Source organism: Janthinobacterium sp. NKUCC08_JDC (assembly GCF_019345575.1).
In the GTDB taxonomy this organism is placed as follows: domain Bacteria; phylum Pseudomonadota; class Gammaproteobacteria; order Burkholderiales; family Burkholderiaceae_D; genus Janthinobacterium; species Janthinobacterium aestuarii.
The window spans coordinates 78,487-104,467 of sequence record NZ_JAHKQW010000018.1 but is presented as its reverse complement, the minus strand read 5'-3'; the positions used below and the strand labels follow the sequence as shown (position 1 = coordinate 104,467).

General features: G+C 63.3%; 24 protein-coding genes. 4 read left to right on the top strand and 20 right to left on the bottom strand.

Annotation, left to right across the window (positions count from 1 at the left end):
- The first annotated feature begins 276 nt into the window (after positions 1-276).
- Positions 277-1,140, top strand: coding sequence for an RNase adapter RapZ (gene rapZ, locus KO538_RS26955; RefSeq protein ID WP_034753336.1), 864 nt, complete (start codon positions 277-279; stop codon positions 1,138-1,140).
- Here the strand turns inward: rapZ and KO538_RS26950 are convergent, their stop codons facing one another.
- The 8 genes from KO538_RS26950 to KO538_RS26915 form a co-directional block, all read right to left on the bottom strand.
- Entirely contained in the window at positions 1,141-2,226 is a 1,086-nt protein-coding gene (locus KO538_RS26950; protein ID WP_070305333.1) for an enoyl-CoA hydratase/isomerase family protein, read from the bottom strand.
- Positions 2,227-2,359: 133 nt separating this feature from the next.
- The gene (hpf, locus tag KO538_RS26945; protein ID WP_034753331.1) at positions 2,360-2,722 is read right to left on the bottom strand and encodes a ribosome hibernation-promoting factor, HPF/YfiA family; all 363 of its coding nucleotides are present in this window, start codon (positions 2,720-2,722) and stop codon (positions 2,360-2,362) included.
- Between the two features lie 69 nt (positions 2,723-2,791).
- Positions 2,792-4,270: an RNA polymerase factor sigma-54 gene (locus KO538_RS26940; RefSeq protein WP_219330193.1), complete on the bottom strand. Its 1,479-nt coding sequence runs from the start codon at positions 4,268-4,270 to the stop codon at positions 2,792-2,794.
- Positions 4,271-4,274: 4 nt separating this feature from the next.
- Positions 4,275-5,030 (bottom strand): LPS export ABC transporter ATP-binding protein, encoded by a 756-nt coding sequence (gene lptB / locus KO538_RS26935; protein WP_034753325.1) that lies wholly within the window; start codon positions 5,028-5,030, stop codon positions 4,275-4,277.
- Complete coding sequence (lptA, locus tag KO538_RS26930) at positions 5,030-5,611, bottom strand: lipopolysaccharide transport periplasmic protein LptA (protein WP_034753322.1); 582 nt, start codon at positions 5,609-5,611, stop codon at positions 5,030-5,032. Before lptA ends, lptB begins: the two co-directional genes overlap by 1 nt.
- 25 nt (positions 5,612-5,636) lie before the next feature.
- Positions 5,637-6,248 (bottom strand): LPS export ABC transporter periplasmic protein LptC, encoded by a 612-nt coding sequence (gene lptC, locus KO538_RS26925; protein WP_034753320.1) that lies wholly within the window; start codon positions 6,246-6,248, stop codon positions 5,637-5,639.
- 42 nt (positions 6,249-6,290) lie between these two features.
- Entirely contained in the window at positions 6,291-6,824 is a 534-nt protein-coding gene (locus KO538_RS26920; protein ID WP_046681707.1) for an HAD family hydrolase, read from the bottom strand.
- On the bottom strand, positions 6,824-7,858 hold the full coding sequence (locus KO538_RS26915; protein ID WP_374106893.1) for an SIS domain-containing protein: 1,035 nt from the start codon (positions 7,856-7,858) through the stop codon (positions 6,824-6,826). Before KO538_RS26915 ends, KO538_RS26920 begins: the two co-directional genes overlap by 1 nt.
- A gap of 84 nt (positions 7,859-7,942) precedes the next feature.
- Between KO538_RS26915 and KO538_RS26910 the strand changes: the two genes are divergently transcribed.
- Entirely contained in the window at positions 7,943-9,922 is a 1,980-nt protein-coding gene (locus KO538_RS26910; protein WP_219330192.1) for a monovalent cation:proton antiporter family protein, read from the top strand.
- Here the strand turns inward: KO538_RS26910 and KO538_RS26905 are convergent, their stop codons facing one another.
- From KO538_RS26905 to KO538_RS26895, 3 genes are all read right to left on the bottom strand, one after another.
- Entirely contained in the window at positions 9,923-11,080 is a 1,158-nt protein-coding gene (locus KO538_RS26905) for a diguanylate cyclase (protein WP_219330191.1), read from the bottom strand.
- A 34-nt stretch (positions 11,081-11,114) separates the two neighbouring features.
- Complete coding sequence (locus KO538_RS26900) at positions 11,115-11,966, bottom strand: MOSC domain-containing protein (protein WP_219330190.1); 852 nt, start codon at positions 11,964-11,966, stop codon at positions 11,115-11,117.
- A 122-nt stretch (positions 11,967-12,088) separates the two neighbouring features.
- Complete coding sequence (locus KO538_RS26895) at positions 12,089-13,183, bottom strand: type II asparaginase (RefSeq protein ID WP_034753307.1); 1,095 nt, start codon at positions 13,181-13,183, stop codon at positions 12,089-12,091.
- 133 nt (positions 13,184-13,316) lie between these two features.
- On the opposite strand from KO538_RS26895, the gene KO538_RS26890 reads away from it, so the two are divergent.
- Positions 13,317-13,709 carry a hypothetical protein gene (locus KO538_RS26890; RefSeq protein ID WP_139248495.1) on the top strand — a complete coding sequence of 131 codons (393 nt, stop codon included), beginning with the start codon at positions 13,317-13,319 and terminating at the stop codon, positions 13,707-13,709.
- Entirely contained in the window at positions 13,706-14,542 is an 837-nt protein-coding gene (locus KO538_RS26885) for a MipA/OmpV family protein (protein WP_219330189.1), read from the top strand. Before KO538_RS26890 ends, KO538_RS26885 begins: the two co-directional genes overlap by 4 nt.
- Positions 14,543-14,554: 12 nt before the next feature.
- Here the strand turns inward: KO538_RS26885 and KO538_RS26880 are convergent, their stop codons facing one another.
- The 9 genes from KO538_RS26880 to KO538_RS26840 form a co-directional block, all read right to left on the bottom strand.
- Positions 14,555-17,008, bottom strand: coding sequence for a TonB-dependent receptor (locus KO538_RS26880; protein WP_219330188.1), 2,454 nt, complete (start codon positions 17,006-17,008; stop codon positions 14,555-14,557).
- 99 nt (positions 17,009-17,107) lie between these two features.
- Positions 17,108-18,091 carry a siderophore ABC transporter substrate-binding protein gene (locus KO538_RS26875; RefSeq protein ID WP_219330187.1) on the bottom strand — a complete coding sequence of 328 codons (984 nt, stop codon included), beginning with the start codon at positions 18,089-18,091 and terminating at the stop codon, positions 17,108-17,110.
- 1 nt (position 18,092) lies between these two features.
- Entirely contained in the window at positions 18,093-18,863 is a 771-nt protein-coding gene (locus KO538_RS26870) for an ABC transporter ATP-binding protein (protein ID WP_219330186.1), read from the bottom strand.
- Positions 18,860-19,810 (bottom strand): iron chelate uptake ABC transporter family permease subunit, encoded by a 951-nt coding sequence (locus KO538_RS26865; protein WP_034753294.1) that lies wholly within the window; start codon positions 19,808-19,810, stop codon positions 18,860-18,862. The genes KO538_RS26870 and KO538_RS26865 overlap by 4 nt, the downstream gene beginning before the upstream one ends.
- A complete protein-coding gene (locus KO538_RS26860) occupies positions 19,807-20,763 on the bottom strand; it encodes an ABC transporter permease (RefSeq protein ID WP_257620605.1) in 957 nt (318 codons plus the stop codon). The genes KO538_RS26865 and KO538_RS26860 overlap by 4 nt, the downstream gene beginning before the upstream one ends.
- Positions 20,760-22,526 (bottom strand): ABC transporter ATP-binding protein, encoded by a 1,767-nt coding sequence (locus tag KO538_RS26855; protein ID WP_219330185.1) that lies wholly within the window; start codon positions 22,524-22,526, stop codon positions 20,760-20,762. Before KO538_RS26855 ends, KO538_RS26860 begins: the two co-directional genes overlap by 4 nt.
- The gene (locus KO538_RS26850) at positions 22,520-24,286 is read right to left on the bottom strand and encodes an ABC transporter ATP-binding protein (protein WP_219330184.1); all 1,767 of its coding nucleotides are present in this window, start codon (positions 24,284-24,286) and stop codon (positions 22,520-22,522) included. The genes KO538_RS26855 and KO538_RS26850 overlap by 7 nt, the downstream gene beginning before the upstream one ends.
- Before the next feature lie 103 nt (positions 24,287-24,389).
- On the bottom strand, positions 24,390-25,358 hold the full coding sequence (locus KO538_RS26845; protein WP_219330183.1) for a FecR domain-containing protein: 969 nt from the start codon (positions 25,356-25,358) through the stop codon (positions 24,390-24,392).
- 3 nt (positions 25,359-25,361) lie between these two features.
- The gene (locus KO538_RS26840; RefSeq protein ID WP_219330182.1) at positions 25,362-25,880 is read right to left on the bottom strand and encodes a sigma-70 family RNA polymerase sigma factor; all 519 of its coding nucleotides are present in this window, start codon (positions 25,878-25,880) and stop codon (positions 25,362-25,364) included.
- Between the last annotated feature and the right edge of the window lie 101 nt (positions 25,881-25,981).

Sequence of the window (25,981 nt, the reverse complement as noted above, 5' to 3'; positions counted from 1 at the left end):
GATTAATGTTGCCAAGGAGTTCGCCCTTGCAAGGGCGAACCGTTACGCAGGCACGCAGCAGTGCTGCGTGAATTCCCTGCTGCACCAACGACTCGCCATGAGTGGCGATTAGCAACGTAGGTCGGATTAGCGGGCCGCCGAGGCGGGGCAAAGCCCCGCGTAATCCGACAACATGGTTGACGTGTGCAGCAAAGAAATACCACAGTCCAAATTGCAATAATTTGTAAAGATAATTGCCTTGGAGCAGAGTGCCGATCTTTATTGTATGATCGGGCTATGCATATCGTCCTTATCACCGGAATATCCGGCTCCGGTAAATCCGTCGCGCTCAATGTGCTGGAAGATACCGGCTACTATTGTGTCGACAACCTGCCACCGGCCTTGCTGCCCAGCCTGGTGCAAACCCTGCTCGACGAAGGTACACCGCAACTGGCCGTCGCCGTCGATGCGCGCAGCGCCGAGTCGCTCGTCAGCCTGCCGCACAATGTGGCGCTGCTGCGCGACCAGGGACACGACGTCAAGGTCATGTTCCTGACGGCCACCACGCATTCGCTGGTGGCGCGCTTCTCGGAAACGCGGCGCAGCCATCCGCTGTCGCATGAATTGCGCCCGAACCAGAATCCGGCCAGCCGCCGCACCCTGATCGAGTGCATCTCGGAAGAGCGTGAACGCCTGTCGGCCATCGAACAGCTGGGCCACGTGATCGACACGTCGGAGCTGAGCGCCAACAAATTGCGCGCCTGGATCAAGGATATGATCGCTTCCGAACGCGCGCCGCTGACCCTGTTCTTCGAATCGTTCGCCTTCAAGCTGGGCGTGCCGCTGGACGCCGATTTCGTCTTCGACGTGCGGGCCTTGCCCAATCCCTATTACGACCTGGCGCTGCGCCCGCTCGACGGCCGCGACGCGCCCGTGATCGCCTTCCTCGACGCGCAGCCGAGCGCGCTGGAACTGCTGGCCGACATCCGCGCCTTCATCGAAAAATGGCTGCCGTCATTCAAGTCCGACAACCGCAGCTACCTGACGGTGGCCCTCGGTTGCACGGGTGGCCAGCACCGCTCCGTGTACATGGCGGAACGGCTGGCGCAATACTTCGGCCCCAACGAGCGCGTCGTGCTGCGCCACCGCGAGCGCTCCTAGTTAATTCAGGTGGCGCAGCGGATGCGCTGACGCCGGCCAGACCGGTGCGAAGAAGCGCGCCACCATGGCAGCATCGACCTCGTCCAGGCTTGATGGGTTCCAGCGCGGCGCATTGTCCTTGTCGACCACCAGCGCACGCACGCCTTCGAGCACTTCGCCATGCTCGAAATTGTGGCGCACCACCGTGCGCTCCAGACGCAGACAATCGGCCACGCCCAAGTGAGCCCCGCGCTGCAGCAATTCCAGAGTTACCGACATCATCAAAGGCGAGCGCAGGCGCATGGCCGCCAGCGCCTTGCTGGCGAACGCGCTGTCGTCCTGCGCCAGCGAGGCCATGATGGCCGCCACGGAGCCGGCGCCGAAGTGACGGTCCAGCGCCACGCGCGCCGCCGCCAGCGAGGCGATACCCGCCTCGGCCTGGAACGGCGCCGCCAGCGCCTTGATGGCAACCGGCAAGGCCTCGCCCGGCGTCGACTCGAACAGGGCCAGCAGCGCCCCCATCTGCGCCTCGGGCAGGTAGACATCGGCCAGGTCCGTGTACAGGGCGTCGGCCGCGTTGATCGTCAAGCCCGTCAAGCCCAGGTACAGGCCCAGCTGGCCGGCCAGGCGGGACAGGAAATAACTGCCGCCCACATCCGGGAACAAGCCAATATTAACTTCCGGCATGGCCATGCGCGTGCGGCCCGTGACGATGCGCAGGCGGTTGCCGGGTCCGGCTTGCGCCACGCCCATGCCGCCGCCCATCACCACGCCATCCATCACGGCGATATACGGTTTCGGATAGAAATGGATCACATGATTTAACGCGTATTCTTCCGTAAAGAAATCTTCCAGCAAGGCGCTGCCGCCTTGCGGCGTGGCCAGGCCCGCATCGTAGAAGAAACGGATGTCGCCGCCGGCGCACAGTGCTTTCTCGCTGCTCGAGCGGATCACGACGGCGTCCACCTGCGGATCGTCGCGCCAGGCCAGCAGGGCAGCGCTCAGGGCGCGCACCATCTCCAGCGACAGGGAATTCAAGGCTTTCGGACGGTCGAGCACGATGTGCCCCGTGCGGTTGCGGATGGAGGTCTGGACGAAGTCGCTCATGGCAGGCGTGAAAAAAGTAAAAGTACAAACATTCTAGCGCCTGCGCGGGGAACATTGCGTTCAAAAGGTCCAGGCGCAAAAAAGGGCGCAATGTGCGCCCTTAGTTGATCACAACTGCTGAAAGCGGGTGGCCTTAAACGGCGACGACGGCGTCTTCCTCGGAGTTGTCTGGCAGATGCTTGATCGCCTCTTTACCGTGCCCTTGCACTTTGGTTTTGTATTTCATCACTTGCCTATCGAGCTTGTCGATCAGGGCATCGATCGCGGCATACAGGTCTTGTGCCAGGCTTTCCACATAGACGGTTTTGCCACTTAAACGCAGGTTGACTTCGGCCTTTTGACGTTTTTCTTTCTCTTTGAGGTTATCCACGGTCAGAATCACGGCGATATCGATAACTTGATCGAAATGACGTTTCACGCGTTCCAGCTTCGTTTGTACGTATTCACGGATGGCTGGTGTCACTTCGAGATGATGTCCGCTGATGGTGAGATTCATACACACTCCTAAAGATGATCGGGTTCGTGCGGTCCATCCTATCCGGCCCGCAGAGGAACCGAAAAAAACTTACAAACACTTACGCAGGCTCACTGGCGGAATTTTCAACGCTTCCCGGTATTTGGCAACAGTACGTCGCGCAATCACCATGCCTTGTTCCCCCAGCATGTCCGCAATCTTACTGTCGGATAAAGGATTTTTAGGGTCTTCTGCTCCTGTCAGTTGCACGATCAATGCCCGTATCGCCGTCGATGACGCTTCGCCCCCCGCTTCGGTGGCGACGTGGCTACCAAAGAAATATTTCAACTCGAACATGCCGTGCGGGGTCAGCATGTACTTTTGAGTTGTTACCCGCGAGATAGTACTCTCGTGTAAACCCAGTGTATCAGCTATTTCACGGAGCACAAGGGGGCGCATGGCAACGGCCCCATGCGAGAAAAAGTTCTTTTGTCTTTCTACTATCGCCTGTGCCACGCGCAAAATCGTGTCGAAACGCTGGCGCATATTCTTGATCAGCCACTTGGCTTCCTGCAACTGTGCGCCCATGGCGCCCTCGCCCTTGCCCTGCTTGAGCAGGTTGGCGTACATGGCGTTGACGCGCAGGCGCGGCATGACGTCGTTGTTCAGGGTCACTTGCCAGCCATTGCGCGCGCGCTTGACGACGACGTCGGGCACCACGTAATCGGACACGTCCGAGGCGAACACGGCACCCGGATGCGGATTGCACTGGCGAATCACCGTCTGTGCTTCGCGCAAGTCTTCATCGTCGCAATCGAGGGCTTTTTTCAGCTTGTTGAAATCGCGCTGGGCAAACCAGGCCAGGTGCTTTTCCACGATGACGAGCGCCATGCGCCGCGTCACCATGGCGATGTGCGGCAAGCGCTTGATCTGCAGCGCCAGGCATTCGGACGCATTGCGCGCGCCCACGCCGGGCGGATCGAAACTTTGCAGCAGCGACAAGGCCGTGCGCATCTCGTCGGCGTCGATTTCCAGCTCTTCCGGCAGGCGCGCCAGGATGTCGTCGAGCGACTCTTCCAGGTAGCCATTGTCGTCGAGCGCGTCGATGATCAGCTCGACCAGCGCGCGGTCGCGCAATTCAAGCACCGTCACGCGCATCTGCTCCATCAGGTGTTCGCGCAGGGTGCAGTGATGGGCCTCGAGTTGCGGGCGGGAATCTTCGTCGTCGGGCGCCTTGCCCCGGCTCGCCTCGCTCCAGTCACTGTCGCCGCCGTCCGCGGCGGCCGGGCCCTCGCCCGCCTCGCCGTCAAAGGTTTCCGCTTCGGCAGGCGCGGCAGGCGCCTCCTGGCCTGGCGCCTGGGGCGGCGCTTCGGCCGGCGCCGCCGTGGAACTCAAGGCCCCGTCCGACAGCAGGCGCAGCGAACGGTCGAGCGGATCGTCGAGGCGCTCGAGCAAGGGATTGTCCGTCAGCAGTTGCTCGAGTTCCTGGTGCAATTCCAGGGTCGACAATTGCAACAGGCGTATCGATTGCTGCAACTGCGGCGTCAGTGCCAGGTGCTGCGAAGTGCGCAGCTGCAATGATTGTTTCATTGGCTTACATGCGGAAGTGTTCGCCCAGATAGACCCGGCGTACCGACTCGTTCGCGATGATGTCGTCGGGGCGTCCCGACGCCAGTACCGAGCCCTGGTTGATGATGTAGGCACGGTCGCAAATACCCAGCGTCTCGCGCACATTATGATCGGTGATCAGCACGCCGATATTGCGCTCCTTCAAGAAGCGCACGATGCGCTGAATCTCGATCACGGCGATCGGATCGACGCCGGCGAACGGCTCGTCGAGCAGCACGAAACGGGGATCCGTGGCCAGCGCGCGGGCGATTTCCACGCGGCGGCGCTCGCCGCCCGACAGGGACAGGGCCTGGTTCTCGCGCAGCTTTTCAATCTGCAAATCGGCCAGCAGTTTATCCAGGCGCTCCTCGATCTCGGCCTTCTTCAGGGGACGGCCTTCGACGGTCTGGATTTCCAGCACGGCGCGGATATTGTCTTCCACCGTCAGCTTGCGGAAGACGGACGCTTCCTGCGGCAGATAGGACAAGCCCATCTGCGCGCGGCGGTGGATCGGCAGGCTGGAAATGTCCACGCCGCTGATATCGATGCTGCCGCCGTCCGACGGCACCAGGCCGACGATCATGTAGAACGAGGTGGTCTTGCCGGCGCCGTTCGGGCCCAGCAAACCCACCACTTCGCCGCATTCGACTTGCAGCGAGACATCATGCACGACTTGCCGCTTGCCATAGGTTTTTTGTAGACCGCGAACGATCAGGGTGCTGCCGCAACGAGTATTGTCCATTATTTCTTTCCTGGCGCAGGCGTGGCCGGCGCTTTCTCCGCTTCCGGCGCCTTGGTCTTCGGCTGGATCACCATGCGCACGCTGCCGCCATCGGAGGTACTGGTGCCGCTGTCGGAATTTTCCATCTTGAATACTTCCTTGCGGCTGTCATACGAGATGAAGGCGCCATTGGCCACGTCGGTTACTTTCGTGCCTTCCAGACGCGTCAGCTTGGCCTTGGAAAACAGTTTCACCACTTCCGTCTTGTTGTCGTATTCCACGCGCTCCGCTTCGCCTTCGACCCACAGGTCGCCCGCGCCATCGCGCTTCTGGCGGAACGTGGCCAGCTTGCCGGGATCGGCCCAGAAGGTGATGAACTGGTAGCCTTGCGGGTCTTCCGTGATCAATGCCCGGCCCGCCTTCATGGTCAGGGTGCCCTTGACCAGCACGACGTCGCCCGTCAGGGTACGCACCTGCTTGACGTCATCGACGTGGCCGCTGCGTGCCGTGATGACGGCTTCCTTCTCGGAATCGGCTTTCTCGGCATGCGCCACGCCCATGATGGCCAGCGAAAATACGGTCAACAGCAAGATGTTCTTCATAGTATGGTTTCCTTGTTTCATTCTGTCATTTTGCCGCCGCGGCAGGGCGCGGTTTCGGCGGGAGGACCATGCGCAGCGCATTCTGCACTTCCACCACGCCCGTGGCGTTATTGGCTTTCATGCCGATGCCATTGAGGCGCGAAGTCCCCGTCAGGATATCGACAGGCACGTCCGTTTCCATTCTTTCCTCGTCCGGAAACACCGTCAGCGCTTCCGTCCTGACCGTCAGGTTCTGCGCCTTCGGACTGGCCGCGCGGTCGATCACGACCTTGCGGTGCAGTTGCAGCCGGGTATTGTCCTGGTCGATATGCGCCAGTTCCGCATTCATGTTCAACGGCGGCATGCCTGGCGTGAGCTTGCGCACGAAGGGCTGGTCGATATCGGACGAATCGTCGGCCGGATAATGCGTGAGCTTGGTGCCCGACACGATATAGCTGGGCTTACCCGTCAAATCCATGCGCACCAGGCTGAAATTGGTGATGAAATAATCGGGCTCATCCAGATGCTTGCTGGCCTTGATGTCCTGGCTGTTCTTGTTCATCACTTCGAGCAGCCAAAAGCTGGCCAGCGCGACAACAACCGCACCCAGCAGGGTAAAAATCGTGCGCCAGCGATGGGCGCCTCCTGGCTTACGCATAGGGTTTCACTCTTTCCAATATCACTGGCGGCAAGGTGCGCCTCACTCCAGGAACGGCGCCATGACGCGCGCATAGTTGTCCTGGGCGCGCAGCAGGAATTCGCAGATCTCGCGCACCGCGCCGCGGCCGCCGCCGGCCTGCGTCACATGGTGCGCCAGGTCCTGCGCTTCCGGACGCCCGCCCGGCACGCTGACGGCAAAACCGACGCGTTTCAGGATGGGCGCATCGATGACATCGTCGCCGATATAGCCGCATTGCTCTTCCGTCAAGCCCGTCAGCGCCAGCAGTTCGCGAAATGGCGTCAGCTTGTCGTGACCGCCCTGGTGCACATGGGTAATGCCCAGGTCTTGCGCGCGGCGTGCCGTAATGGCCGAGCGGCGCGCGCTGATGATAGCCGTCTGCACGCCCGATTCCTGCAGCAGCTTGATGCCCAGGCCATCATACACATTAAACGTTTTCATCATCTCGCCATCGGGGCCGAAATGCAGGCTGCCGTCGGTGAGCACGCCATCGACGTCAAAGATCATCAGTTTGACCTTGGCCGCGCGCGCCAGGTTGTCCGCCACGCTGTCCATCAGATCACCTTCGCTTGCGTCAGGTCATGGATATGCAGCGCGCCCACCAGCTTGCCGTCGGCATCGACGACCAGCATCTGGTTGATGCGGAACTGCTCCATCACGGCCACGGCATCGACGGCCAGGCGTTCGGGCGCGATGCTGCGCGGCTGCGCATGCATGACGTCGCGGATCGCCACTTGCGTGAAATCCTGCACGCGCTCGAACATGCGGCGCAAGTCGCCATCCGTAAACACGCCCACGGGGCGGTTGTCCGCGTCGACGATGGCCGTCATGCCCATGCCCTTCTTCGTCATTTCTTCCAGCGCCTGCAGCAGGGATGCCTCTACCGGCACTTTCGGCACCCTTTCGCCGCTGCGCATGACGTCATGCACATGCGTGAGCAGGCGGCGACCCAGGGCGCCGCCCGGGTGCGAGCGGGCGAAATCTTCTTCCTTGAAGCCGCGCAAGTCGAGCAAGGCCACGGCGATCGCGTCGCCCAGGGCCAGGGTGACAGTGGTGCTGGCCGTCGGCGCCAGGTTTAGCGGACAGGCTTCTTTCTCAACAGAAATATCCAGGTGCACATCGGCCAGCTGGGCCAGGCTGGAATTCGGTTTGCCCGTCATGGAAATCAGTACGCCGCCCATGCGCTTGACGACAGGCATGATGGCCATCAGTTCGGACGACTCGCCCGAGTACGATATGGCAATAAAAGCATCGTCCGAGGTGACCATGCCCAGATCGCCATGGGCCGCTTCTGCCGGATGCACGAACAGGGCCGGCGTGCCGGTGGAAGCGAGGGTGGCGGCAATCTTGCGCGCGATATGGCCGGACTTGCCGATGCCGGAGACGACGACTCTTCCTTTGCATTGCAGCAACAGCGCCACGGCGCGGCCCACGCTGTCGTCCGTGGCAAGGCGCGCGTGCAGCGCAACGATGGCGTCGGACTCGATCTGCAAGGTGGTGCGGGCCAGCGCAACAGCGCGCTCGGTCGTCGCTTGCATGTCAATTCGATCAAAAGCTTTCAGCATTGTTTTTTCATGGGTTACACTCATGCCCAAAGTATAAACGAATTAGGAAAGCAAAAAACTTGCCAGTCACAACAAACAACGATTTCCATTGACCGTACCGGGCAACCCATGTTTTCCTCGCTTGAACTGACCCTGATGTTACTCGGCAGCGCCGTGCTGGGCGTGGTCGCTTTCAGAATGTTGCATTTGCCGCCCATGCTGGGCTACCTGGCCGTTGGCATCGTCATCGGGCCCCATGCGCTGGGCCTGGCGGCCGAAAACGAGGCCAGCCATACGCTGGCCGAGTTCGGCGTCGTCTTCCTGATGTTTTCCATCGGGCTCGAGTTTTCTCTGCCCAAGTTCCTCGCCATGCGGCGCATCGTCTTCGGCCTTGGCATGGCGCAGGTGGTCACCACCATCATCGCCACCGTCGTCTTCGGCTGGTTCGTCGGGCGCTACCTGTCCGCCTACATCCACCTGAGCTGGCAAGCCGCGTTCGCCCTGGGCGGCGCGCTGGCCATGTCGTCGACAGCCATCGTCTCGAAAATGCTCACGGAGCGGCTCGAGCTCGAAAGCGAACACGGCCGCAAGATCATCGGCATTTTACTGTTCCAGGATCTGGCCGTCGTGCCGCTGCTGATCCTGATCCCGGCCCTCACGCGCGATTCGGACAACCTGGCCGAAACCCTGGCCTGGGCCGGCGGCAAGGCTCTGGTCGTACTGATCTTGCTGCTGTTCATCGGCCAGAAGATGGTGCGCGGCTGGCTGACCATCGTTGCCAAGCGCCGCTCGCAAGAATTGTTCATGCTCAACCTGCTCTTGATTACCCTGGGCGCGGCGTGGATCACGGAACGGGCCGGGCTGTCGCTGGCCCTGGGCGCGTTTGTTGCCGGCATGCTTATTTCCGAGACGGAATTCAAGCACCAGGTGGAAGAGGATATCAAGCCCTTCCGCGACGTGCTGCTGGGCTTGTTCTTCATCACGGTCGGCATGCTGCTCAATATCCGCGTGGTGCTCGATAACTGGTGGCTGGTGCTGCTCTTGCTGTGCGCCCCCGTGCTGCTGAAATTCGCGCTGATCGCGGGTCTGGCCCGGCTGTTCGGGTCCAGCAACGGCGTGGCCTTGCGCACGGGACTGGGACTGGCGCAGGCGGGCGAGTTCGGCTTCGTGCTGCTGAACCTCGCTGGCGGCATCAAGCTGATGGACCCGTTCGTCGTGCAGGTGGTGCTGGCCTCGATGGTGCTGTCGATGCTGGTGGCGCCTTTCCTCATCGCCAAGTCGGACGCCATCGTCATGAAACTGGCGGCCAACGACTGGATGATGCAGTCGCTGGCGCTGACCAGGATCGCCACCCGCACCATGGCGTCACAAAAACACGTGCTGATCGCCGGCTTCGGGCGCAGCGGGCAAAGCCTGGCCATCCTGCTGGCGGAAGAAAAAATCGAATACCACGCGCTGGACCTGGATCCGGAACGGGTGCAGGAAGCGCAGCTGGCCGGCGCCAACGTCTCGTATGGCGATGCGGGCCGGCGCGAAAGCCTGGTGGCGGCCGGCATCTACCGGGCCAGCGCCGTCGTGATCACGTATGCCAACACGCCCTCGGCACTGAAGTTATTGCATCTGCTGAACGAAATGGCGCCGACCCTGCCCGTCATCGTGCGCAGCCACGACGATACCGACCTCGACCAGTTGAAGAAGGCGGGCGCGGCCGAAGTGGTGCCGGAATTGATGGAAGGCAGCCTGATGCTCGCTTCGCATGCCTTGATCATGATGGGCGTGCCCTTGCGCCGCGTGGTGCACCGGGTGCAGGCGGCGCGCGAGGAGCGCTATGCCTCGCTGCGCGGCTATTTCCACGGTTCCAGCGACGCGGGCGACGATGCCGAGCTCGAACGCCTGCATACGGTCACCGTCAGCGAGGACGCGCATTGTGTGGGACTGCCCTTGAGTGCGGTCGACGTGGCCGGCTGCGGCGCGTTTGTGACGGCCATCCGCCGCGGCCGCGGCCGCCTCGATGTCACGCCCGAAACGCAGCTGGCCAGCGGCGACGTGGTGGTGCTGCGCGGCACGGCCGACGCCGTGGCCAAAGCCGAGACCTTGCTGTTGAAATAATCAATCGCGCTGCGCTTTCCAGCTGACAACCTTGTTACGGCCATCGGCCTTGGCCTGGTACAGGGCCTGGTCCGCGTGCGCCACCAGTTGCTGCGCCACCGTTTCAATCGGCAGCAGCGCCGCGTCCGCTTCCAGGCTGGCCACGCCGATCGACACGCTGACCCACGCCTGCGCGCTGCCCGGCAAGTCGAACATGGTGCCGGCGATGCTGGCGCGGATGCGTTCGGCCACGAAGGTCGCACTGTCGAGATCGGCGTCGATCAGCAGCACGACGAACTCCTCGCCGCCGAAGCGGCCCAACGCATCGGAGCGGCGCAATTCCGTGCGGATGCGCGTAGCCACTTCGCGCAGCACTTCATCGCCGCCCTGGTGGCCATGCGTGTCATTGACCAGCTTAAAATGGTCGATATCGATATACATGCATGAAATACAATAATTCTGGCGCCGCGCGCGGGCGATTTCTTCCAGCAGGCGGCGGTCGATATAGCGCCGGTTGTAGACGCCCGTCAGGGAATCGGTCAAGCCGATGTATTTGAGCATTTCATTGCTGATCACGTTTTCCAAGCAAATGGCGATGATGGATGCCATATGCTTGACGAAATCCGTGCCCAGCGCGGGCGTAAAGCGCGTCACATCGCTGCTGGCCAGGTTCAGGCTGCCAATCAGGCGCTTGTTGCGCAGCAAGGGCACCAGCGCCACGCTGCGCAGCGATTCGATCTGCGGAAAACGGGGGCCATGCACGGCAGCATCGAAGGCACCGAGCAGCGGCATCGGCGGCAAGGCCGCTTCGCCCTCGGCCACGGGCGCCGGCGGAGCAAAACCCAGCTCGGCCACGGCATGCACGAACAGCAACTGCGGGAAGGCGCTGAAATCGACTCCGAGCTTTTCCATCACCAGCACGATATCGTCATCCTCGTCGAGCAGGCTCAAGGTGACGCCGTCGAGGTCGGAAATCACGGGCAAGGTGCGGAAGATGGTGCCGATCAATTCAGGAAACGTGGACGCGCTGACGATTTCCAGGTCGAACGCCTGGTGGCGGCACATGATGTCGTGGTTGCGCTCGGCCTGTTCCAGCAGGAAAGCCATGCGTGCGCGCAAGGCCTGGTTTTCGGCTTCGAGGCTGGCAATGCGCGGGTCCGGCGGTATTGCTTGATTCATAGAAACCTTAAACCCTTGTGTGCGGGCGCCATGCTTAAAATGCCAGTTCGAAACCGATGTCCTGCCCCACCACGATACGCTCATCGCCGCCTTCGGTGACGATGGCGTTCATGCCGAAGCAGATGGCGCCGTCGAGCTCGGGCTTGGCGCGATAGCCATGCATGACGTCGAGCGGGTCCGGTCCGGGCACGCCCGTGGCCTGGTCCACCGACGGAATCGGGCAGCGCGAACACGGCTTGACGGGTTTTAGCACCGTCGCGCCGAATTGCAGGAAGTCGGCGTAGTCTTCCTCGAAGGCGCCGATATCGCCGATGACGAGGTTGGGGCGGAAGCGGTTCATCGGCAGCGCGTCACGGCCAGCCGCGCGCAGCTTGTCATTCACGTCGGCCAGCGAAGCGGCGCCGGCGATCAGCACCGGGTAGCCATCGGCAAACATGGTCTCGGCGGCGACGCCATCGGTCCATTTGGTGCTTGTGGCGCGCACCACGTCCGGATGAAAGCGCGCCAGGCGGCACGGCACGCCGATGGCGTTGGAAAACCAGGTGGCCGTGACGTCGTCGCAATCGTAGGCGCGCACGCAATCGTCCCACACTTGCACGTCGAGCATGGGCGAGTGTTGCGGATGCGGCAATCCCAGCTCGATTTCCAGGCGCAGCATGCCCGGCGCGCGCAATTCCAGGGTGGTGGCCTTGATGGACGGCACGATCAGCGCCATGCGCGGATGTTCGCGCTGGGTCAGGAAGCGGCCCTGCTCATCGACCACCATCCATTCGCGGTCGAACACGTGCTCGCTCATCAGCCCTGAACGCGTCAGGACCGCCTCGCGCAAATGGATGCCGGCGCACGATTTGATGGGATACAGAATGATGTCGGACAGGATGGCCATGAACCGGAGACAGTGTTGCAGCTTCTGTCAGGAAATTATTCAGAAGCGAAGTATGGCAGCAAAGCGGGCAAGCGTAAATCAGCCACACTGAGCCAATAAGGCTGAGTGTGGCGTAGCAGTGATTAATACGTGTAGAAAATACGCTGGATTTCTTGCGTGCTGTTCGTTTTGGTCAGGGCCAGCATCAGCAGGATGCGGGCTTTTTGCGGGTTCAGGGTGTCGGAGACGACACTGTCGAGTTCATCGTCATTGGCTTCGCCATTGCGCGCCACGATGCCTTGGCCGACTCTGCTCGAACGCACGATCAGCACGCCCTTCTGGCGCGCTTCCACCAGGGCCGGCTTCATTTGTGCGGCCACGCTGCCATCGCCCACGCCAGCGTGGATGATGCCCTTGGCGCCAGCGGCGATGAAGGCGTCCATGCCGACACGGTTCATGTTGGCGTAGCCGTAAACGATGTCCACTTGTGGCAGGGCATCGAGCTTGCTGATGTCAAATTCCGACTCCAAGGTGTGCTTGCGCGTCGACTGGCGGTAGAAGAAAGGCTTGCTGCCCTGGATGTAGCCAAGCATGCCCAGTTCCGGCGACTTGAAGGTATCGGTCGTCGAGGTGTTGGTTTTGCTCACTTCGCGCGCGGCGTTGATCTGGTCGTTCAAGGCCACCAGGACGCCCTTGCCCACGGCTTCCTTGCTACCGGCCAGCAACACGGCGTTGTACAGGTTGATCGGGCCGTCAGCCGAGATGGCCGTCGACGGACGCATGGCGCCCACCACCACGACCGGCTTGTGGCTTTTCACGGTCAGGTTCAGGAAATACGCCGTTTCCTCGATGGTGTCGGTGCCGTGCGTGACGACCACGCCATCGACGTCGTTCGAGGCCAGCAGCACGTTGATGCGCTTGGCCAGGGTCAGCCAGTGGCTGTTGCCCATGCTTTCACTGGCGATCTGGAATACTTGCTCGCCTTTTACGTTTGCCACTTTCTTCAGTTCCGGCACGGCCGCGATCAGGCGTTCGACGCCCACGGTGGCCGAGGTGTAGCCGACGGTGGTGGTGCTGTCGGCGCCGCTGCCGGCGATGGTGCCGCCCGTTGCCAGGATCACCACGTTCGGCAATTTGACGGCCGCCTGCTGCGCACGCGCAGGCGAGGCCGCGACAAAGCCCATCAGCAAGGTAGCCAGCATCAGCTGTGCACAAGAATGAAATTTACGTGAAAACATGGTGCTCCTGTTCGGTGATGTGTCAAAGATAACAAAGTCGTGTGCAAATTATATGTCATCAGTGCTACAAAAAAGCCCAGATTCACGCGTTCAGCGCAAACGTGCGCCCCTTCCCATGCGCTACAGTGGCGCCATGTCCACACTCCTGTCCTTCCGTACTTGCCTCGTCCTGCCGTTCGTCCTGATGGCCCTGGGCGCCTGCGCCACGCAAATCGAACTGCGCACGGCGGCGCAGCAGGAGCAGTTCGCGCGGGAAGCGGCCAGCCAGGGCGACTGGGCGCAAGCGATGCGCAACTACGCGGACGCCGCTGGCAATGCCGAACTGGGCCATGGCGATTTCGCTTGGCAGGCGCGGCTGCACCACGAAGCCGGGCGCGCCGCCAGCGCCGCCTGCCGCGACGACGCGGCCGCCTTTCATTTCAGCCGCGCCATCGCGCTGGCAAAGAAAAGCGGTCAATCGAGCGCCCTCAGCGACAAGGCGCTGGAATCGCTACAGGCCGGCAAACCTTGCGGATTTCCTCGATGAACACCGCCCGCACCTTGCTGGCCGCCTGTGCCTTCTCCGCCGCCATGGCGCCGGCGCAAGCCGCCGAAGCACCGCTGCCCTTATGGGAAGCGGGGGTATTTGGCGGCACGGCCGTCACGCCCGCCTATCCCGGCGCCAGCGAACGCTCGACGCGCAGCCTGGCCCTGCCCTATCTGATTTATCGCGGGAAAGTGTTGCGCGCCGACCGTTCGGGCGTGGGCGCGCGCCTGCTCGATACGGACCGCCTCGACTTCGATATCGGTTTTGCCCTGTCCTTGCCGGCCCGCTCCAGCGACGTGCCGGCCCGGCGCGGCATGCCCGACCTGGGCACCCTGGTGGAATTTGGCCCGCGCCTGAAAATCAAGCTGGCCGAGCCGACGCAGCACAGCCGCCTGGGCTTGGAACTGCCCTTGCGCGCCGTCATCGAAGCGCGCGGCGGCCTGCGCCGCCAGGGCGCCACGTTCGAGCCGCGTTTCGTGTATGGACTGCAAGGCGAGCAGCAGGCATGGCATGTCGACGCCAGCCTGGGCGCCGTGCTGGGCAATGCTGCCATCAACGATTATTTTTATGGCGTCAGCCCCGCGTTTGCCACGGCGCAGCGGCCAGCGTATGCGGCAAAGAGCGGGCTGATGCTCACGCGGCTGGGTCTGGGCGGTTCGTACCGGCTGCACCAAGACTGGCGCGCCTTTGCCTTTTTACGCTACGACAACTACACAGGCGCCGCCAACCGCGCCAGCCCCCTGCTGCGCCAGAACAGCGGCACCTCGGCCGGCATCGGGCTGATGTGGACGTGGCGGCGCTCGGACAGCCTGGCGCGGGGCGCGGACGAATAGCAACAAGACAGATTAAAACTCCGTTGTGGCCGACAGCATGATGGTGCGCGGCGCGCCCAGGCCCAGGCTGGTCCATTGCGGCAGCGCCCAGTACGCCTTGTTGCCGACGTTCGTCACGCTGGCGCGTACGGTCAACGGCCGGCCCGCCGCCTTCGTCGCATAGCGGGCGCCCAGATCAAACACGGTACGGCCCGGCACGGACATCGAATTGTCGGCATTGATGTATTGCTTCGATGCCGCCGTCGCATTCGCCGTCAGGGTCACGCCGGGGATGGCGGGTGTATCCCATTCGACACCGAGCTTGGCTTGCAGTTTGGGCACGCCCGCTGCCTGCTTGCCCTGGTTGGCGCCGCCCGGCGTCTTGCTCAAGACCGGGTCGACATACGCCACGCCGCCCATCAGGCGCACGTCGCGCAGGGGCGAACCAAAGAAGCCCCAGTCGACGCCGCGGTTGCGCTGTTCGCCGCCAAAGGAAAAGATATTGCTGACGGGATCGACATAGCTGCTGGGCCGCTTGATTTCATACACGCTGACCGTATGCGCGAACTCGCCCAGGTCGACCTTGAGGCCAAGCTCCGCCTGCTTCGACTTGTATGGCGCAAAGACCTCGCCCGAGTTGGCCGCCGTCAACGGCGCCGTGGCGCCCTGGCTCAAGCCTTCGATGTAATTGCCATATAGGGAAATCGTCTGGCTCGCCTTGACCAGCAGGGCGACGGCCGGCGTGGTGGCGCCTTCGTCATAGCGCGAGGTGCGCGCGCCCGTCTTGATGTTGAAGTTATCGCTGAGCACTTCCTGGCGGCGCAAGCCCACCGTCAGTTGCACCTTGTCTTGCGCAAAAGAAAGCGTGTCGACCAGGCCGATACTGGCCAGGCGGAGTTCCGCCTTGGAAATTTGCGGCGCCTCGAAGCGCGTCGCCGGACCCCAGACGGGGTTATAGATGTTCGTGATCCAGTCTTTTTCCAGGGTATTTCTGCGTCCGTACTGCTTGTCCGTGTGGTGATAATACGTGGCGTTGACGGCCCATTGATGGCCGATATCGCCCGTGCGCAGCTTGCCCCGCAAGCCTGCTTCCGCCGACTGCTTTTCCACATCAAAACCCAGGTCGGCAAGATTGGTGCGGTAGTCGCCAGCCGTGTTGAACACCTGGATCAGGTACGCGCCCGTCGACTGGTAGTCGGCCCGGCTGGCGCCCACGGCGGCATACGCCATCACTTGCTCGTTCAGGTCCAGCTCGCCGCGCAACATGGCGCCCTTGTCCTTGGTATCGTAGAACGCCCAGCTGGGATTCAACAAGGTTTCCGCTTTTGGCGGACGCGGCACGGGCAAGCCGGGGGCCAGGTTGACGCCCCGGTTCAAGCCATCGGCGCGGTCCTCGCTGTGGTACAGGTCGGCGGACAGGCGCGCACCGTTGCCACGCCAGTCCAGGCCCACGGAGACGAGCTTGGTCTTCTTTTTCTGATGGTCGATGGCGCCCTCGCCATCGCGGTAGACGCCGTTGACGCGGATGCCGAACTGTTTATGCTCGCCGAACCGCTGACCCACGTCCACATGGCCGCCCCATTGCGCGTCCGACATGTACGATGCCGTCATGCGCGCCAGCGGCGTATCGCCCGCGCGCTTGGGCACGAGGTTGATGCTGCCGCCTACCGAGCCGCCCGGTGGCATGCCATTGAGCAATGCTGACGGTCCCTTCAGCACCTCGATGCGCTCGAACATTTCAGGCGAGGTGCGGTAGTAGGGCGAGATGCCGTACAGGCCGCCAAACGCGACGTCGCCGATATTCGAGCTGAAGCCCCGTATCGAATAATTCTCGCCAATGATGCCCGTCATGCCGCTGCTGAAGACGGTGGGGTCGGTGGCGGAAATCACATCGGTGATGTCGCGCGCCTGCCGGTCTTCGATGAATTTATCCGTATAGCTGATGGTGTTGAACGGGGTTTCCATGAAATCCTTGTCGCCCAGAAATCCCACGCGGCCGCCAGACGCTACTTGCCCACCGGCGTAGGCATCCGTCACGGCGTTGCCCTTGCCCCACACCGTCACGGCCGGCATGGTGGCGGCTGCCTCGGCGGCGGCGCTGTGCGCCGCTTCGCGGCGTACCGTATAGCTGCCATTGCCCTCGCGCACGGCTTGCAAGCCGTGGCCGCGCAGCAATTCGTAAAAACCCTCGGGCACGCTGTAGCTGCCGGACAGGCCTGCGCTGTTCTTGCCTTGCAGCAGGCTAGCCTCGACCGTCAATTCCACGCCCGCCTCGGCGGCGAAAGTGTTGAGCGCCGAGCCCAGCGCACCGGCCGGCACGCTGAACGCTTGCCTGGCCTGGCCCGTCCCCGCTTGTGCGTAGGCTGACGGGGCCGCCACGCCCAGCGCCCCCACGGTCAAGCCCGTGATGATCGCCAGTTGCACGGCGTTGGCGATGCGGCTCAGGTTCAAGGCGGGAAGGTGGCGCGTTGCCATGCGGTGTGTCATACAGTAAATCCTTTCAGATGGGATGATTGCTTGTTCTCACCCTATCTCCCGAACGAAAAGGCAAAACCCTCAATCTCAATACGAATCATTACGAAAATATCATTGATAACCGCTGAGCACGTCGTCGATCACCCGCTTCAGCGACGTCACGCTGGCCGCCGTGATGTACCAGGCATCCGCATCGACAAAGACGACACGGCCGTTCTTCCAGGCCTTGGTCTGGCGCAGCAGCGGATTGGCCATCTGTTCGGCCGTCATGACGGGACGGTGTTCCATCACGGCCGTACGGTCGACAACATAGATGATGTCGGGGTTGGCTTGCTGGATGAATTCGCTGGAAATGGGCTGGCCATGCAAGCCCGCTTCGATGGCCGAACTGGCGGGTTTCACGCCCAGCGCCTCAAAGATAAAACCGTAGCGCGACTGCACGCCAAATGAGCTGAAGGCACCATTGTTATGCAGCACGATCAGCGCTTTCTCGGGACGGTCCTGGGTCACCTTGCGCGCGTCCGCCACCTTGGCGTCAAGCTCCTGCGCTTTCCGGTTGGCGATGCCTTCCTTGCCGAAGATACGCCCCAGCGTCAGCAAGTGCTGCTTGACCACCTCGATATGCTTGCTTTCGCTGTTCTGGTAATCCACGTCGAAATGCAAGGTGGGTGCGATCTGGCTCAGTTCCTTGTAATGGTTGGCCTGAATCGACGTCATCAGCACCAGATCGGGCTGGAGCGCGTGGATATGCTCGAGATTGGGCTGCACGATGGCGCCCAGGTCGCGGATGGCCTGGTCGTCCTTGTAGCGCGTGAGGAAATGCGGCACGTAATCCTTCACCATGCCGGCCACGGGCACGCCCAGCTGGTCGAGGAAATCGACTTCGTTCATGTCGAGCACGGCCACCCTCTGCGGGCGATGTTTGATCACCGTCGTGCCCAGCTTGTGCACGATGGTGACGGGAGTAAATGCCTGCTCCGATGCGGATGCGGCAGGCGCCGGCGGCGCCGTGGCCACCTTGTCGGTGCAGCCTTGCAGGGCGGCCATGGCGGCGAGCAGCACGGCCAGCGCGCAGCGGGATTTGTTCCAGATCATCTCAAGCTCCTGTGGGGGTAAAGTAATTGCAGACGCAGCCGCGCTCATTGCGCACGATGTGAAAATCGATGCCGTACAGGGCGCGCAAGCGTGCCTCGGTGACGACCTCGTCGGCAGGGCCGGAAAAGCGCACGGCGCCTCCCTGCATGGCAACGATGTGGTCGGAATAATTGGCGGCGAAATTGATGTCGTGGATCACCAGGATCACGGTGCGGCCCTGCTCGTCGCACAGGCGGCGCAACGCGCGCATGATCTGCACGGCGTGTTGCATGTCGAGATTATTGAGCGGCTCGTCGAGCAGCAAAATATCGGTCTGCTGGGCAATCGTCATGGCCAGGAAGGCCATCTGGCGCTGGCCGCCGCTCAGCTCATCGACGTAGGCCAGGCGCAGATTGTCCAGCGACAAAAAGGCGATGGCCTCGTCGATCGCTTGCCGGTCTTGCGCCGTCAAGTTACCCCGGCTGTAGGGAAAGCGGCCGAAGGCGACCAGCTCTTCCACCGTCAGGCGCAAATGAAAATCGGGAGACTGGCGCAGGGTGGCCACCAGTCTCGCATAGTCCTGGATCTTGATGGCCGCGATGCTGCGCCCGTCTATCGCAATCTCGCCGCCATTCGCTTCCTGCAAGCGCGCGATGAGCATCAGCAAGGTGGTCTTGCCGGCGCCATTCGGGCCGATCAAGGACGTTACTTTCCCCTTGGGAAACTGCACGCTGACGTTGTCCAGCACACGCCTGGCGCCGTAGCTTTTTTCGATATGGTTGACGTGGATCATGCGGTACCCCGGGTGCGGACCATGAGCGCGAGGAAATACGCGCCACATACGAGGTTGACGAGGATGCCAACCGTGGTCCGGTAGTTGAAAACGTGCTCGACCAGCAGCTGGGCGGCCAGAAAGATGACGATGGCGATGGCGCAGCCCAGCGGCAAGGTGGCGCGGTGACGCCCCGTGCGGGCCAGGGCATATGTTGTGTTCGCCACAAAGATGCCCATGAAGGCCGTGGGGCCCAGCAGACTGGTCGACACGGCCACCAGCACGGCGATCAGCGCCAACTGCAGCCGCACCATGCGCCGGTAATCGATGCCGAGCGAGATCGCCTGTTCGCGCCCCAGCGCCAGCACGTCGAGCGCCGGCAAAGTTTTTACGACAGCCACGCAGGCGGCGCCTGCCAGCAGGGCCGAGTACAGCAATTGTGCAGGCTGCGCCTTGTTGAACGATGCCTGGCTGAAGCCTTGCAAGATGGCAAATTCACCGGGGCTGATGCGCAGCTGGATGAACTGGGTAAACGTGCCGATCACCATCGTCAGCACAAAACCCAGCAGCAGCAGAAAATACACGTTGTTCTTACCATCACGAAACAGCCAATAGTGGATGGCCCAGGAATACGCGAGCATCAGCGCAATCGACACGACAAAATTGCCGTTCTGTCCCAGCAGCACCACACTGTGCATGCCCATCGCGAGGATCAGCAGCGATTGCAGCAGCAGGTACACGGCTTCATAACCCATGACGGCCGGTGTCAGTATCCGGTTGCCGGCGATGGTCTGGAACACAATCGACGACACGGCCACGCAGACGCCGCCGATGGCGATGGCGGCCAGCCGCGACAGGCGCTTGGGGATGACGTAATCGAAGTCGAGATTGGCGCCGAGGAAGAGGAAAGCGAGCGCCAAAGCAAACACGGCAAGCCACAGCATCCGTTGATTCAAGAACCGCTTCATCGCCGCCCCCGGATGATCAGGATGAGGAACAGCAGGCCGCCCACGCCACCGGCCGTCAGGCCGATTGGCACCTCGAATGGATAGATCAGCAATCGCCCGGCGATGTCGCAGGCCAGCAGCAGCGACGCGCCGCACAGGGCGACGATGGGCAGGGTGCGCTCCAGCTTGTCGCCATAGCGCAAGGCCACCAGATTCGGGATGGCCAGCCCGACAAACGGGACCGCCCCCACCGTGATCACCGTGGCCGCCACCGTGACGGCCACCAGCATCAGGCCCAGCGCCACCGTGCCCGCATAATTCAGGCCCAGGCTGGTCGCCATGCCCTCGCCCATGCCCAGCACGGTAAAACGCTGCGCGTACACATACGTGAAAGCAACGATGGGCAGGATCAGATAAATGATTTCATAGTTGCCCTGCACGATGCGCGAAAAATCGCCGAGCAGCCAGCCCTGCATGCTTTGCAGGATGTTGTTGCGGTAGGCATAAAACTCGGCCACGGCGCTGAGCACGCCGCCATACACGAGGCCGATCACGGGCACCAGAATGGTGTTCTTGAAGCGGATGCGGCGGATCAGGGCCACGTACAGTACGCTGGCGGCAAGGCAGAAGGCCAGCGCGAACGCCATCTTGCCGGCCGTGCCCGCCGCAGGTGCCACGGTCAGCGCAACGAGGATGCCCAGCTTGGCCGCATCGAGGCCGCCCGACGTGGCCGGCTCGACGAATTTGTTGCGCACGATGTGCTGCAGGATGACGCCGCACACGGACAGGCCCACGCCCGTCAGCACCAGCGCCGCCAGGCGCGGCAGCCGGCTGGCCGTCAGGGTCAGCCACGTATCGTCGGACAGCGCGCCGGACGATGACAACAGTTGTGCCCACTCCATCTGCCTGGCGCCGACCAGCAAGGAGGCGCAGCACAGCAGCACGAAAAGGAAAAGCAGACGCGCGTGTGTCAAATGCCGGACTCCGTTCCAGGCTGGTGCGCGGGCGCGGCGATGCGCCAGCCTTTGGCCGCCTGGCGCTGGGCCAGGAAGTGCGCATACAGGCCGCCCTGCGCGCGCAAGATGGCTGGCGCGCCCTGCTCGCCCAGGGTGCCGCCATCGAGCACGACAATCTGGTCGGCCATGGCCACCGTCGACAACTGGTGGGCGATGACGATCACCGTGCGCTTGCCGCGCAGCCGCGCCAGCGCTTCGGCGATGGCGGCCTGGTTTTCCGCGTCGAGCGCGGCCGTCGCCTCGTCGACCAGCAGAATCGGTGCATCCTTGACCAGCGCGCGCGCGATGGCGATGCGCTGGCGTTCGCCGCCGGACAGGCGCGCGCCGCCCTCGCCCACCAGCGTCGCAAGTCCCTGCGGCAGGCGGGCGATGATCTCGGCCACGCCAGCCTGGCGCGCCGCTTCCAGCACCTCGGCATCGCTGGCGGCCGGCTTGCCGATGCGGATGTTGTCGCCGATGCTGCCCTGGAACAGATAACTGTCCTGGAAGATCTGGCTGATCTGGCGGGTCAATTGCTCGCTGGACATGTTGCGCACATCGACGCCGCCCACCAGCACCGTGCCTGCACTGGCGTCAAAGAAGCGCGCGATCAGGCGCACCAGGGTCGTCTTGCCTGAACCGGAAGCGCCGATCAGTGCCGTCATGCTGTCCGGCGCAATCTGCAGGTTGATGTCCGTCAAGACGTCGGGCTGGTCCGGCGCATAGCGGAAGTGCACGCCACACAATTCGACCGAAGCATCGCGCGGCGCTTGCGGCTTGTGTGCTTCCGGCAAGGGCTGCACGGCGAAAATATCGCGCGCAGCGTCCAGCGGGCCGCGCGCGCCACGCAGCACTTCGCCATAGCTGGCCACTTCCTGCAGCGGGTCGACAAAGCGCACCACCAGCAGCAACGCCACGATGACGGTGATGGCGTCTGCCACCGCTACCGTACCGAGCAGGCTCGCGGCAATGGCCAGCAAGACGGCGAAGATGGCTTGCACGGTCCAGGCGTTGAGCACCGACGACAGCGCCGACAGGTAAATGAGCCGCGTGCCCGCGTGGCGCTGTGTGTCGATGGCTTGCTGCAGGAAACGCGTGCCGCCTTCAGCTGCGCCACCGAATGCGCGCAGCACCGACTGCGCTTGCGCAAACTCCACAAGACGCTGGCTGGTCTGGGCAAAGTGATGGTGGTAGGCATCATCGGCGCGCTGGCCCAGGTGCGCCGTGAGCCGCAAGGCACCGCCCAGCAGGGGCAGCGCCAGCAGCGCGACCACGCCCAGCTGCCAATACAGCGCGAACAGCGCGGCCAGCAAGACCACGGGCGTGACGGCGCCGCAAATCACGGGCGTGAGCACGTGGGCAGGCAGCTGCGCGACGTTCATCATGCCTTGCGTGATGACGTGGCCCAGCTTGGCCGTATTCTCCGGCGTAAACCAGCCGACGGGCAGGCGCGCCACGTGGTCGCCCAGGCGCTGTCGCGCCCCTTGCAAGACCGTCACGCCCACGCGCACGCCCGCTTTCTCCACCTGGCGCCGCCAGGCCCAGCAAGCGACCAGCCCGGCCAGCAGCACGATCAGCCACAGGGCCGCGCCGCCCGTATCGCCGGCCAGCAGCCGGCCCAGAGCCAATACCAGCGCCGTGATCGTCAGCCCGCTCAGCACGCCATATGCGAGCGCCATGGCGCAATAGCGGCGGAACACGGGCGCATCATCGCCCAGCAGTTGAATAAACGTTTTCAGCATGGGAGCACCGCATCTTCCTGGGAATCCTGATAGCCGCCCAGCGCCCATAGTTGCGCATAGCGGCCCTGGTGGGCGAGCAAGCCGGCATGGCTGCCCTGCTCGGCGATGGCGCCGTTCTCGACGACGACGATGTTGTCGGCATGCATGACCGTGTCGAGCCGGTGCGCGATCACCAGCAGGGTGCGGCCTTGGGCAAAGCGCGACAACGCATCCTGGATCGCCACTTCGTTTTCCGCGTCGGCCGCGGACGTCGCTTCATCGAGCACCAGCACGGACGGATCGAGCAGCACGGCACGGGCGATGCTGACGCGCTGCAACTCGCCGCCGGACAGCTGCGCATCCTCGCCGATGACGGAATCGTATCCGCGCGGCAAGGCCAGGATGCGCTCGTGGATGTTCGCCAGGCGCGCCGCCGCTTCGATCTCGTGCGTGCTGGCCGATGGGCGGCCCAGCGCAATGTTCTCGCGCACGCTGGCGTGGATCAGCCGCACTTCCTGCAGCACGAAACCGATTCGCCGGTACAGCTCGGGCGTGGCGATGTGCCGCAGGTCGACGCCGCCCAAGGTGATGCGCCCTTCTGTCGGGTCGAAAAAGCGCAGCAGCAGCCGCGCCAGGGTCGACTTGCCGGAACCGGAAGCGCCGACGATGGCCGTCACCGTGCCGGGCTGCAAAGTCAGCGTGATGTCCGACAGCACCTTGTTGTGCCCATCGTAGGCATAGCCCACATTTTCCATGCGAATCTCGGTACCGACTGGCAACTGCTGCTGGCCTGGCGCCGGCTGCGCCAGTACGGGCGTGTCGAGCAAGGCTTGCACGCGCTGGGCCGCGCCTGTGGCGTTGTTGAGGTCATGCGTGAGGTAATGCAGCAGCAGCATCGGTGCGGAAATGCCGGGCGCCACGAGGGCGAACGGCAGAATATCGATGGGCGCCATCGCCTCCAGCGCCACGAAGACGGTGCCGGCGAGCACCACCACGCCCAGCACGGCGACGGGCGCGATCAGCGCATTGGCATTCGCCATGGAGCCGACCAGGGGGCGCGTAAACGCGGCAAACGCCTCGGCAAACGCATCGACGGCGGCGCGGTAGCTGCCGTGCGCACGTCCCGTGGCGCCAAAGGCCTTGACCACGGGGATGCCGTTGACGAATTCCACCACGGCATTGTTGATGCGTCCCATGCCGGCGACGAATTGTTCCATATTGCCGCCGCTGGCCTTCATGGCGCGGCCGAAGAACAGGAAGAAGCCGGGAAATGGCAATATCGAAACGATGGCCAGGCGCCAGTCCATGGCGAACAGATAGATGACGGAGATGGCGATGGCGCCCACGGCGCGCCCCGTCGTCGTATAGAAGTGCGCGGTAAGGCTGTGCAGGGTATTGATATCGTCCTGCATCGCCTGCTTGACCTCGCCCGAGGCACGGCTGGTGAACCAGCCCAGCGGCACCTGCCCCAGGCGCTGCATGGCCTGCAGGCGCAATTGATGGGTGAGGCGGTTGTCGGCCAGATGCGCGGCCAGCTCGCCCAGCGTGGTCAGGGCCATGCCGGCAAACAGGCAGGCGACGCTGGCGATGATGATCTGCCACATATCACCCCGCGCCAGCGCGGGGTTCAGGGCGATTTGCGCGATCTGCGCAATGCCGGCCAGCGGCACCAGGGTCAGCATGGAACCCGTACCGGCCAGCACGGCGGCGGCGATCAGGCGCCCGCGGATGGGCTGCAGTATCCGGCTGATCGGGCCGGCCTGGCGGCTTGGGCTACTCATGGAAAAAACGGGAAAAAGCGTGCATAAGTTCAATGGATAAGGGTGGCTCTCACCCTATATCCCGAACGAGAATGCAAAACCCTCAATCGGGTCCGCGAAATTGTCAGGCAGCGGCCTGGACGGTCACCCAGTAGCGCGTGCGCGCAACGATCTGCACGGGCAAGGCCAGCGCCAGGTTGTGCAGCGCGCGGTCCGTATCGCGCAAGGAAAACACGCCGTTGACGGTGAGGCTAGCCACGGCCGGGTCACAGCGCAGCAGGCCGGGACGGTAGCGGGCCAGTTCCGCAAGCAGCTCATCGAGGCGCATGTTGTCGGCCACCAGCATCCCTTTGGTCCAGGCCGCGGCGCTGGCGGACGCGGGTGCGCCAGACTGCACGATGTCGGCCGAGTAGACGGCGCCCTGGCCCGTGTCGATGCGCACGGGACGGCCCGGCGCATGCGCGAGGCGCACCTCGACGGCACCCTCGAAGACGGCCACGCGCGACGTGTATTCGTCTTGGCGTAAAGTAAAACGCGTGCCCAGCGCCTGCACCGTGCCATGGCGGCCCTGCACGCGGAAAGGCCGCTGGGCCGGATCGGGATCGCGCGCCGTCGTGACGAGGATTTCGCCGCTGCGCAGTATCAGCAAGCGCTCGCTGGCGCTGAAGCGCACATCGATGGCGGAAGCGGAAGCGAGCATCACGCACGTGCCGTCCGGCAAGGTAATCTCGCGGATCTCGCCTGTGGCCGTGCCATGCCCTGCCGTGGCCACTTGCCACGCATCCGTGCCGCGCAGCATGTACGCCATGCCGCCCACGGGCAGCAGCACGGCCAGTAGTTTCAGGGCACGGCGGCGGTTCAGGTAGGCGGCTGGCGCCGGTTCGCGCAGCGCGTGCCGGGCCGCGTCGCGCGGCACGCTGTGCAGCTTGCCCTCGAATGCCTGCAAACGCTGCCAGGCGATGGCGTGGTGCGGATGGGCGGCGCACCAGCGGGCACAGGCAGCCCGGTCTTCGTCGCTGGCGTCATCGGACCACAGGCGCGCCATCCATTGGGCCGCCTGCTGCACGATGACCGGTGCAATCACCACATCCATGGTTCAGGCGCCTTGGGTGTGCATGGCTTGGTAGCAGGCCAGCAGGCCGGCGGCGATGTATTTTTCGACGGACGAGACGGACACCTGCAATTCGGTGGCAATGTCGCGGTAGCTCAGGCCATCGAGTTTGCACAGCAACAAGGCCTTGCGTGCCTTGGCGGGCAGCTGGTGCAGCACGGCGTCGATTTCCGTCAGCGCCTCGATCACCAGCGCGCGCTCTTCCTCGGACGGCGCCAGCGCTTCGGGCACCAGGGCCAGCACTTCCAGGTAGGCGGCCTCGATCTGGCGGCGGCGGTACAGGTCGATGACCATGCCGTTGGCGATCTGCGTCAGATGGCGGCGCGACTCCCCGGCCGGCGGCACCCTGCCCGTCTTCATCAGGTGCAGGTACACGTCATGCGCCAGGTCGGCCGCATCAAAGGCATTGCCGAGTTTACGGCGCAGCAAGCCACGCAGCCAGTGATGGTGGTCGGTGTACAGACTGCTGACTTGCTGCTGAAGCGCTAACTCGGCGGTGCTCACGATACCCTTCCTGTCGCCAACGGCCGGCAAGAACAGGCGCATCGGATTATAAATGAGAATTATTCTCATTGTACGCGGAGTGAGCAGGAAAGCGCAATACG

Coding starts and splice junctions, on each gene's coding strand:
- rapZ (WP_034753336.1), top strand. CDS start 277: ATGCATATCGTCCTTATCACCGGAATATCCGGCTCCGGTAAATCCGTC.
- KO538_RS26950 (WP_070305333.1), bottom strand. CDS start 2,226: ATGAGCGACTTCGTCCAGACCTCCATCCGCAACCGCACGGGGCACATC.
- hpf (WP_034753331.1), bottom strand. CDS start 2,722: ATGAATCTCACCATCAGCGGACATCATCTCGAAGTGACACCAGCCATC.
- KO538_RS26940 (WP_219330193.1), bottom strand. CDS start 4,270: ATGAAACAATCATTGCAGCTGCGCACTTCGCAGCACCTGGCACTGACG.
- lptB (WP_034753325.1), bottom strand. CDS start 5,030: ATGGACAATACTCGTTGCGGCAGCACCCTGATCGTTCGCGGTCTACAA.
- lptA (WP_034753322.1), bottom strand. CDS start 5,611: ATGAAGAACATCTTGCTGTTGACCGTATTTTCGCTGGCCATCATGGGC.
- lptC (WP_034753320.1), bottom strand. CDS start 6,248: ATGCGTAAGCCAGGAGGCGCCCATCGCTGGCGCACGATTTTTACCCTG.
- KO538_RS26920 (WP_046681707.1), bottom strand. CDS start 6,824: ATGGACAGCGTGGCGGACAACCTGGCGCGCGCGGCCAAGGTCAAACTG.
- KO538_RS26915 (WP_374106893.1), bottom strand. CDS start 7,858: ATGAGTGTAACCCATGAAAAAACAATGCTGAAAGCTTTTGATCGAATT.
- KO538_RS26910 (WP_219330192.1), top strand. CDS start 7,943: ATGTTTTCCTCGCTTGAACTGACCCTGATGTTACTCGGCAGCGCCGTG.
- KO538_RS26905 (WP_219330191.1), bottom strand. CDS start 11,080: ATGAATCAAGCAATACCGCCGGACCCGCGCATTGCCAGCCTCGAAGCC.
- KO538_RS26900 (WP_219330190.1), bottom strand. CDS start 11,966: ATGGCCATCCTGTCCGACATCATTCTGTATCCCATCAAATCGTGCGCC.
- KO538_RS26895 (WP_034753307.1), bottom strand. CDS start 13,183: ATGTTTTCACGTAAATTTCATTCTTGTGCACAGCTGATGCTGGCTACC.
- KO538_RS26890 (WP_139248495.1), top strand. CDS start 13,317: ATGTCCACACTCCTGTCCTTCCGTACTTGCCTCGTCCTGCCGTTCGTC.
- KO538_RS26885 (WP_219330189.1), top strand. CDS start 13,706: ATGAACACCGCCCGCACCTTGCTGGCCGCCTGTGCCTTCTCCGCCGCC.
- KO538_RS26880 (WP_219330188.1), bottom strand. CDS start 17,008: ATGACACACCGCATGGCAACGCGCCACCTTCCCGCCTTGAACCTGAGC.
- KO538_RS26875 (WP_219330187.1), bottom strand. CDS start 18,091: ATGATCTGGAACAAATCCCGCTGCGCGCTGGCCGTGCTGCTCGCCGCC.
- KO538_RS26870 (WP_219330186.1), bottom strand. CDS start 18,863: ATGATCCACGTCAACCATATCGAAAAAAGCTACGGCGCCAGGCGTGTG.
- KO538_RS26865 (WP_034753294.1), bottom strand. CDS start 19,810: ATGAAGCGGTTCTTGAATCAACGGATGCTGTGGCTTGCCGTGTTTGCT.
- KO538_RS26855 (WP_219330185.1), bottom strand. CDS start 22,526: ATGCTGAAAACGTTTATTCAACTGCTGGGCGATGATGCGCCCGTGTTC.
- KO538_RS26850 (WP_219330184.1), bottom strand. CDS start 24,286: ATGAGTAGCCCAAGCCGCCAGGCCGGCCCGATCAGCCGGATACTGCAG.
- KO538_RS26845 (WP_219330183.1), bottom strand. CDS start 25,358: ATGGATGTGGTGATTGCACCGGTCATCGTGCAGCAGGCGGCCCAATGG.